Source organism: Pseudomonas eutrophicaquae (genome assembly GCF_023544715.1).
Classification (GTDB): Bacteria; Pseudomonadota; Gammaproteobacteria; order Pseudomonadales; family Pseudomonadaceae; genus Geopseudomonas.
Genome location: NZ_JAMJEZ010000010.1, coordinates 97,192 through 105,336 on the forward strand (window position 1 = coordinate 97,192; position 8,145 = coordinate 105,336).

7 protein-coding genes, 2 tRNA genes and 1 pseudogene are annotated in these 8,145 nt (G+C 64.3%); 2 read left to right on the forward strand and 8 right to left on the reverse strand.

Annotated features, from left to right (window positions below; genetic code table 11):
- Positions 1-35 precede the first annotated feature (35 nt).
- Both bioD and MXC11_RS06840 read left to right on the forward strand, forming a co-directional pair.
- The gene (gene bioD / locus MXC11_RS06835) at positions 36-719 is read left to right on the forward strand and encodes a dethiobiotin synthase (RefSeq protein ID WP_250006906.1); all 684 of its coding nucleotides are present in this window, start codon (positions 36-38) and stop codon (positions 717-719) included.
- Positions 720-808: 89 nt separating this feature from the next.
- A complete protein-coding gene (locus MXC11_RS06840) occupies positions 809-2,614 on the forward strand; it encodes an acyl-CoA dehydrogenase C-terminal domain-containing protein (protein WP_250006908.1) in 1,806 nt (601 codons plus the stop codon).
- A 309-nt stretch (positions 2,615-2,923) separates the two neighbouring features.
- Here MXC11_RS06840 and MXC11_RS06845 read toward each other — a convergent pair.
- From MXC11_RS06845 to MXC11_RS06880, 8 genes and pseudogenes are all read right to left on the reverse strand, one after another.
- A tRNA-Met gene (locus tag MXC11_RS06845) sits at positions 2,924-3,000 on the reverse strand.
- A gap of 89 nt (positions 3,001-3,089) precedes the next feature.
- Complete coding sequence (locus MXC11_RS06850; protein ID WP_250006910.1) at positions 3,090-4,022, reverse strand: FAD-binding domain-containing protein; 933 nt, start codon at positions 4,020-4,022, stop codon at positions 3,090-3,092.
- Between the two features lie 42 nt (positions 4,023-4,064).
- Positions 4,065-4,604, reverse strand: coding sequence for a deoxyribodipyrimidine photo-lyase (locus MXC11_RS06855; RefSeq protein ID WP_250006912.1), 540 nt, complete (start codon positions 4,602-4,604; stop codon positions 4,065-4,067).
- A 137-nt stretch (positions 4,605-4,741) separates the two neighbouring features.
- On the reverse strand, positions 4,742-5,842 hold the full coding sequence (gene ychF, locus MXC11_RS06860; protein ID WP_250006914.1) for a redox-regulated ATPase YchF: 1,101 nt from the start codon (positions 5,840-5,842) through the stop codon (positions 4,742-4,744).
- A 45-nt stretch (positions 5,843-5,887) separates the two neighbouring features.
- Positions 5,888-6,472, reverse strand: a complete 585-nt coding sequence (gene pth, locus MXC11_RS06865; RefSeq protein WP_250006916.1) for an aminoacyl-tRNA hydrolase — start codon at positions 6,470-6,472, stop codon at positions 5,888-5,890.
- A 42-nt stretch (positions 6,473-6,514) separates the two neighbouring features.
- Positions 6,515-6,802: pseudogene (gene rplY / locus MXC11_RS06870) on the reverse strand (50S ribosomal protein L25); the annotation flags it as partial.
- Positions 6,803-6,907: 105 nt separating this feature from the next.
- On the reverse strand, positions 6,908-7,849 hold the full coding sequence (locus MXC11_RS06875; protein WP_250006918.1) for a ribose-phosphate pyrophosphokinase: 942 nt from the start codon (positions 7,847-7,849) through the stop codon (positions 6,908-6,910).
- A 97-nt stretch (positions 7,850-7,946) separates the two neighbouring features.
- Positions 7,947-8,022: transfer RNA gene (locus MXC11_RS06880), tRNA-Gln, on the reverse strand.
- Between the last annotated feature and the right edge of the window lie 123 nt (positions 8,023-8,145).

Genomic DNA, 8,145 nt, shown 5'->3' on the forward strand with positions numbered 1-8,145 from the left:
TCCACCCTACGACTTTCAAGACGTGGAGCGTCCGCATGAGCGCCGCCTTTTTCATCACCGGCACCGACACCGAGATCGGCAAGACCACCGTGGCCGCTGGCCTGCTGCACGCTGCGCGGAGGCGCGGGCTGTCCACCGCAGCGGCCAAGCCGGTGGCTTCCGACTGCGTCATGACCGCCGAGGGTCTGCGCAACGGCGACGCCCTGGCGCTGCTTGGCGAGTGCTCGCTGACGCTGGACTACGCCGAGGTCAATCCGTTCGCCTTCGCCCCGGCGATCGCCCCGCACCTGGCGGCGCGCGAGGTTGGCGTCGAGCTGACGGTCGCCCGCCTGCTGCCGCCTGTGCAGCAGGTGCTGGCGCGTGGCGCCGAGTTCACGCTGGTCGAGGGCGCCGGCGGCTGGCGGGTGCCGCTGGCCGGCAGTGAGAGTCTGGCTGATCTGGCCGTGGCCCTGCGCTTGCCGGTGATTTTGGTGGTCGGCGTGCGTCTGGGCTGCATCAACCATGCACTGCTGAGCGCCGAGGCGATCGTGCGCGACGGCCTGCAGCTGACCGGCTGGGTGGCCAATGTGGTCGATCCGGCCACCTCGCGGCTCGACGACAATCTCGCCACCCTGGCCGAACGCCTGCCGGCGCCCTGTCTGGGCCAGGTGCCACATCTGGCTGCGGCCACGCCTGCGGCGGTGGCGACACATCTGGATCTGGCGGCGCTGCTGGGCTGAAACACGCCTACACCTTCACCGGCTTGCCGTCAGGGCGGATCAGTCCTACTGTCAGGACATGGCTTACGCGGACTCAGAGGATGATGACCATGCCCGACTACAAGGCACCCCTGCGCGACCTGCGCTTCGTGCGCGACGAGCTGCTCGGCTACCAGGAGCACTACCAGAGCCTGGCGGCCTGTCAGGACGCCACCCCCGACGTGGTCGATGCGATCCTCGAGCAGACCGCGCAGTTCTGCGCTGAGGTGCTGGCGCCGCTGAATCCGGTCGGCGACCGCGAGGGCTGCAGCTGGTCAGCTGAGGGGGTGAAGACTCCGACCGGCTTCAAGGAGGCCTATCGCCAGTACGTCGAGCTGGGCATGCCGAGCCTTGCCCACGAACCGGAGCACGGCGGCCAGGGTCTGCCGGAGTCGCTGGGCCTGGTGGTCAGCGAGCTGGTTGGAGAGGCCAACTGGGCTTGGGGCATGTATCCGGGGCTGGCCCACGGTGCGATGAACACCCTGTCGGCGCACGGCACGCAAGCGCAGAAGGCCACCTATCTGCCCAAACTGGTCAGCGGCGAGTGGACTGGCACCATGTGCCTGACCGAGCCGCACTGCGGCTCCGACCTCGGTCTGCTGCGCACCCGCGCCGAGCCGCAGATGGATGGTAGTTACACAGTCAGCGGCACCAAGATCTTCATCTCCGCTGGCGAGCACGATCTGGCGGAGAATATCGTGCATATCGTCCTCGCCCGCCTGCCCGACGCACCGCCTGGCACCAAGGGAATCTCGCTGTTCATCGTACCCAAATTCCTGCCGGCGGCTAACGGCGGCCTCGGCGCGCGCAACGCGCTGTCCTGCGGTTCGCTGGAACACAAGATGGGCATCCACGGCAACACCACCTGCGTGATGAACTTCGACGGCGCCACAGGCTTCCTGATCGGCCCGGCCAACGAAGGCCTCAAGTGCATGTTCACCTTCATGAACACCGCACGCATCGGTACTGCGCTGCAGGGGCTGGCGCATGCCGAGGTGGCCCTGCAGGGCGCGGTGCGCTACGCCCGCGAGCGCCTGCAGATGCGCGCGCTGAGCGGGCCGAAGGCGCCGGACAAACCGGCCGATCCGATCATCATCCACCCCGATGTGCGGCGCATGCTGCTGACCATCAAGGCCTTCGCCGAGGGCAATCGCGCGCTGATCTACTACGCGGCCAAGCTGGTCGACGTGGTGCGCTACAGCGACGACGAGGCGGCGAAGCAGGAGGCTGACACTTTGCTGGCCTTCATTACTCCGATCGCCAAGGCGTTCGCCACCGAGACGGGGGTGGAGAGTGCCAATCTGGGCATGCAGGTGTTCGGCGGCCACGGCTACATCGCCGAATGGGGTATGGAGCAGAACGCCCGCGACAGCCGCATCGCCACCATCTACGAGGGCACCACCGGCATCCAGGCCCTCGACCTGCTCGGCCGCAAGGTACTGATGACCCAGGGCGAGACGCTCAAGACCTTCACCAAGGTGGTGCACCGCTTCTGCAAGGCCCACGAGGGCGACGCGGCGCTTGCCGAGTTCGTCGCGCCGCTGGCGCAGCTCAACAAGGAGTGGGGCGAGCTGACCCTGCAGATCGGCATGCAGGCCATGCAGGATCGCGAGGAGGTCGGCGCCGCGGCGGTGGATTACCTGATGTACTCCGGCTACGCCTGCCTGGCCTACTTCTGGGCCGACATGGCGCGTCTGGCGCAAGAGAAATTGGCTGCTGGCAGCGGCGAGCAGGCCTTCTACCGCGCCAAGCTGCACACCGCGCGCTTCTACTTCCAGCGCATCTTGCCGCGCACCCGCACGCACTTGGCCTGCATCCAGGCCGGCGCTGGCAGTCTGATGGCGCTGGCGGCGGATGAATTTGATCTTGGGAACTGAGTCAGCAAGCGACCTTGTTGTAAGTCACGGCTTACAACGAGAGGTGGAGAAACGCTCTGTTCTCCCTGAGGGGGAGTGCGTAGTCTGTGTGCATCTGGTCACGACGCAGGACGCTCAGGGGCAGAGAACGGAAAACAGGGAATCCACCAGGAAGGTGGAGTGAAAAGGACCTCAGGACACGATCTGCAAAGCCCCGCATCTTGGATGCGGGGCTTTTTTTATGCCCGGTACTGCTCGTGTAGCTGCCGTCAGTAATCGGTTTTTTGCAGACGAAAAAAAGCCCCCGTCATCTGACGGGGGCTATGAAAATGGTGGCTACGCAGGGACTTGAACCCCGGACCCCAGCATTATGAATGCCGTGCTCTAACCAACTGAGCTACGTAGCCAAGTGGCGCGCATTATTCTCTTGGTCGTGGGTGCTGTCAACCGCTTGAGGTAAAAATATTCAGGCCATTCAACGCCTTGCTGCCCTGCGTCAGAATTCGAAGTGCAGCTGCTGCGTGTTCGGCGGCCGTCGGAGTCTAGGTTTGCGGCTGCGACTGGCGTGGCGCTGGCGAATCTGCTGGCGCTCCTCGCCCGCTTCTAGCCGATGTTTCGCCAGGTGCTCGCGCAGTGCCTGCCGCGCCTGGCGTGCTGCCTGCTGATGATCTATGAGCGGCGCCGGGTAGTCCGTACCGATCCGGCAGCCATGCTGGGTCTGCACGGCCTTGGGCATCTTCCACGGCTCATGGATCCAGGCATCGGGCACCCGGCGCAGCTCCGGTACCCAGCGGCGGATGAAATGCCCGTGCGGATCATGGCTCAGCGACTGGCGCAGCGGGTTGTAGATGCGCCAGGCGTTGATGCCGGTGGTGCCGGACTGCATCTGCACCTGACTCCAGTGGATGCCCGGCTCGTAATCGGTAAACAGCCGCGCCAGATGCTGACCGGGTTGCTGCCAGTGCAGGTTGAGCAAGTAGCTGGCGAACGACATCAGCAGCGCCCGCATGCGAAAGTTCAGCCAGCCGCAGGCCGTCAGGCTGCGCATGCAGGCATCCACCAACGGATAGCCGGTACGCCCCTCGCGCCAGGCCGCCAGGCGCTGTGGATTGGGCGGATCCTCACGCAGGCCGTCCAGACTGCGCTGCAGGTTGCGCCATTCGATATCCGGCTGATCCTCCAGTTTCTGCATGAAATGGCAGTGCCAGTACAGGCGCGACAGAAACGCCTCGAGGCTGCGTATCCAGCGTGGATCACTGGCCTGCTGACGCACCCGGCGGGTGGCCTGTACCACCTCGCGCAGGCTCAGGCAGCCGTAGGCCAGGTGTGCGGACAGGCGTGTGCCATGCTGGCTGGCGGCATCCGGAGCGCCGCGGCTGCCGTGATAGCGCCGGCCGCGCTCACCGAGAAAACTGGCCAGCAGACGCACGCCGCTGCGTCGTCCACCGGTTTGGCGACGCGGACAGAGTCTCTAATCCTGCCCGTAAGGGTGGCTCGGCAGATCGGCGGGCAGTGGTGCGGGGCGGCAGATCGTTTCCAGGCGTGCGGGTGCCGGCAGGCAGGGCTGCGCCATCAGTGCTTCCCATTGGGCGGCCCAGTGATCGCGGTTGCTCAGGGGGCGGAAGACGCCGAACTGGCGATGCTCGATAAACGCCACGCCATGCTCGCAGCACCAGCGGGCGACTGCCTTGTCGCGCTGCCAGGTCCAGTGATTGCCGGTCTCCTCATGGGCATGCAGGGCGGTGAAGGCAAAGCGCCGGTGCAGGTGCGTCAGTACGCTCAGCATGTCACCGCGCTGCAGCAGCAGGCCCTGGCCACGGGCGCGCAGGTCGCGGTCTAGCTCCAGCAGCGACTCGGCAATGAATGCCCACTGACGCTGGGAGGTGTCCGGCTGCTGCCAGTATTCCGGCTCGATCACATACAGCGGCAGCACCGGCCCCTGCATACAGGCGCTGTGCAGGGCCGGGTGATCGTGCAGACGCAGGTCGCGCTTGAACCACAGCAGTTGCATGGCAGGACGGAGGCGGGAGAGGAAGGCCTATCCTGCCATGAACGATCCCGTGCCGGGGAGAGGCTGGTACGCCACCACGAAAAAGCCCTCCGCGAGGGGAGGGCTTGGCAGAGCAGCGCAGTGAGCAGCGCGCTGGCTTAGACGTTGAAGCGGAAGTGCATCACATCGCCATCTTTGACGATGTACTCTTTCCCTTCGAGACGCCATTTGCCGGCTTCTTTGGCGCCGGACTCGCCCTTGAACTGGATAAAGTCTTCATAGGCGACGACTTCGGCGCGGATGAAACCTTTCTCGAAGTCGGTATGGATCACCCCGGCCGCCTGCGGCGCGGTAGCGCCGACCTTGACGGTCCAGGCGCGCACTTCCTTGACCCCGGCAGTGAAGTAGGTCTGCAGGTTGAGGAGGGCGTAGCCAGCGCGGATCACCCGGTTGAGGCCGGGTTCATCCATGCCCATGGTTTCGAGGAACATCTGCATCTCTTCCAGATCATCCAATTCGGCGATCTCGGCCTCGATCTTGTTGCACACCGGCACCACGATCGCGCCTTCTTCCTCGGCAATCGCCTTGACCACATCCAGATGCGGGTTGTTGTCAAAGCCATCCTCGGCGACGTTGGCGATGTACATCACCGGCTTGCTGGTCAGCAGGTGGAAGCCGCGGACCACGCGCTTCTGCTCGCTGTCCATGCCCTTCATCAGCGAGCGCGCCGGCTTGCCTTCTGTGAAGTGCGGAATCAGCTGTTCCAGGATCGCCTTCTGCGCCAGCGCCTCTTTGTCGCCGCCCTTGGCGTTGCGGGTGACTTTCTGCAGCTGCTTCTCGCAGCTGTCGAGGTCGGCCATGATCAACTCAAGATCGATGATCTCGATGTCGCGCTTGGGATCGACGCTGTTGGCAACGTGGATGACGTTATCGTCCTCGAAGCAGCGCACCACATGGGCGATGGCATCGGTTTCGCGGATGTTGGCCAAGAACTTGTTGCCCAGGCCCTCGCCCTTGGAAGCACCGGCGACCAGACCGGCGATGTCGACGAACTCCATGGTGGTCGGGATGACCTTCTCCGGCTTGACGATGGCCGCCAGCGCATCGAGGCGCGGGTCGGGCATCGGCACGATGCCGCTGTTCGGCTCGATGGTGCAGAACGGGAAGTTCTCCGCGGCGATGCCAGACTTGGTCAGGGCGTTGAACAGGGTGGACTTGCCGACGTTGGGCAGGCCGACGATGCCGCAGTTGAATCCCATGGTGTATCCCTCGCGCAGATGAAGTCGATCAAAAAGGGGAAGGCGTCAGGCCTTCTGGCTGTGCAGCTTCTGCATCGCCTTGATCCAGTCGCCGGCCAGCATGTCCGGCAGCACATCGAGGGCGAAGTCGATGCTGGTCTCGAGCTTGTCCTGTTCGCTGCGCGGCGCCCGGCCGAGCACAAAGCCTGAGACCAAGTTCTTGTCCCCGGGGTGGCCGATGCCAAGGCGCAGGCGATGGAAGGTGTTCTGGTTGCCGAGCTGGGCGATGATGTCCCTGAGCCCGTTGTGCCCGCCGTGCCCGCCGCCCTGCTTGAGCTTGGCGATGCCGGGGGGCATGTCGAGCTCATCGTGGGCCACCAGAATGGCCGCAGGCTCGATACGGAAGAAGTTGGCCAGTGCCGCCACCGCCTGACCACTGCGGTTCATGTAGGTGGTGGGGATCAGCAGGCGAACATCGCGGCCCTGATGGCGAAAGCTGCCGGTCAGGCCGAAGTATTTCTTGTCGAGCGCCAGGCGCGCACCTTCGCGCGCGGCCAGGCGTTCAACGAAAAGAGCCCCTGCGTTATGCCGGGTCTGCGCGTATTCGGGGCCGGGGTTACCGAGGCCAACGATCAGTTGCAGGGCGGTCACGACAGGGGCTCTCGCGGGCGCGTCAGCGTGCCCGGATCAGGCGCGGACGAAGTCCATGTGCATGGCGAAACCCTTGGACGGGTGACGCTGCACAGCCTTGATGCGTACGTTCTGCACGGTGCCGTCGATGTTCAGGGCCACGGTGTTGGCGAACACGGCCTGGTCGTCCAGCAGCTTGACGACTTCGCGGGCTTCCATGCTGATGGACTGGGGAGCCTGCTCGCCGCCGTAGACAACGGCCGGAACCAGGTTGGCGTTACGACGCAGGCGGCGGCTCGCACCTTTCCCCAGGTCGGAACGCGCTTGGGCATTCATGGTGAAGTTGGTCATGGTTTTTCTCCAGAGTGACAATCGCATCTGTCGCACTTGCGACCAGGCGGCAGACGGTTGTTGCGCACCCGGCGGGTGCCGGGTGCAGGTATCGGCGCGTATTCCTTAACGGAACATCGCGCTGATGGATTCTTCGTTGCTGATCCGGCGCACCGCTTCAGCCACCATCGGGCCGATATCCAGCTGGCGGATACGCTCGCAGGCCTGTGCTGCGGCTGACAGCGGGATGGTGTTGGTCACCACCAGCTCGTCCAGCTCGGAGTTTTCGATGTTTTCGATGGCGCGGCCCGACAGCACCGGGTGGGTGCAGTAGGCGTAGACGCGCGAGGCGCCATGCTTTTTCAGGGCGCTGGCAGCCTGGCACAGGGTGCCAGCGGTATCGACCATGTCATCAACCAGCACGCAGGTGCGGCCTTCGACGTCACCGATGATGTGCATCACCTCGGAGACATTGGCCTTCGGGCGGCGCTTGTCGATGATGGCCAGATCCACTCCGAGGCTCTTGGCCACGGCGCGGGCGCGCACCACGCCGCCGATATCGGGGGAGACCACGATCAGGTTCTCAAAGCGCTGATCTTGGATGTCGTCCACCAGGGTCGGCGAGCCGTAGATGTTGTCTACCGGCACATCGAAGAAGCCCTGGATCTGGTCGGCATGCAGATCGACAGTGAGTACGCGGTCAACGCCGACCACGGTCAGCATGTCAGCTACCACCTTGGCGCTGATCGCCACACGGGCGGAGCGCGGGCGACGATCCTGACGGGCATAGCCGAAGTAGGGGATCACCGCGGTGATCCGGCTGGCCGAGGAGCGGCGGAAGGCATCGGCCATCACCACCAGCTCCATCAGGTTGTCATTGGTCGGTGCACAGGTCGGCTGAATCAGAAAAACGTCCTTGCCGCGGACGTTTTCGTTGATTTCGACACTGATTTCGCCGTCGGAGAATTTGCCGACAGAGACGTCGCCGAGGGGGATGTGCAACTGACGCACGACACGGCGAGCGAGATCGGGGTTGGCGTTCCCCGTGAAGACCATCATCTTGGACACGCGCAGTTCCTGCCGGCTGAGGGTGAACCCTGGATGAACAAAAACCTTTGTGACCTCGCGATCTGTATCGCAAAACCACAAAGGTTTTTATGAAATATGGCAGGGGCGGCTGGACTCGAACCAACGCATGGCAGGATCAAAACCTGCTGCCTTACCAACTTGGCGACGCCCCTGTGATGTTGGGTGCTGCATGTGCTGTACGGGCCCTCAAGTGAGGGTTATGGCAGGGGCGGCTGGACTCGAACCAACGCATGGCAGGATCAAAACCTGCTGCCTTACCAACTTGGCGACGCCCC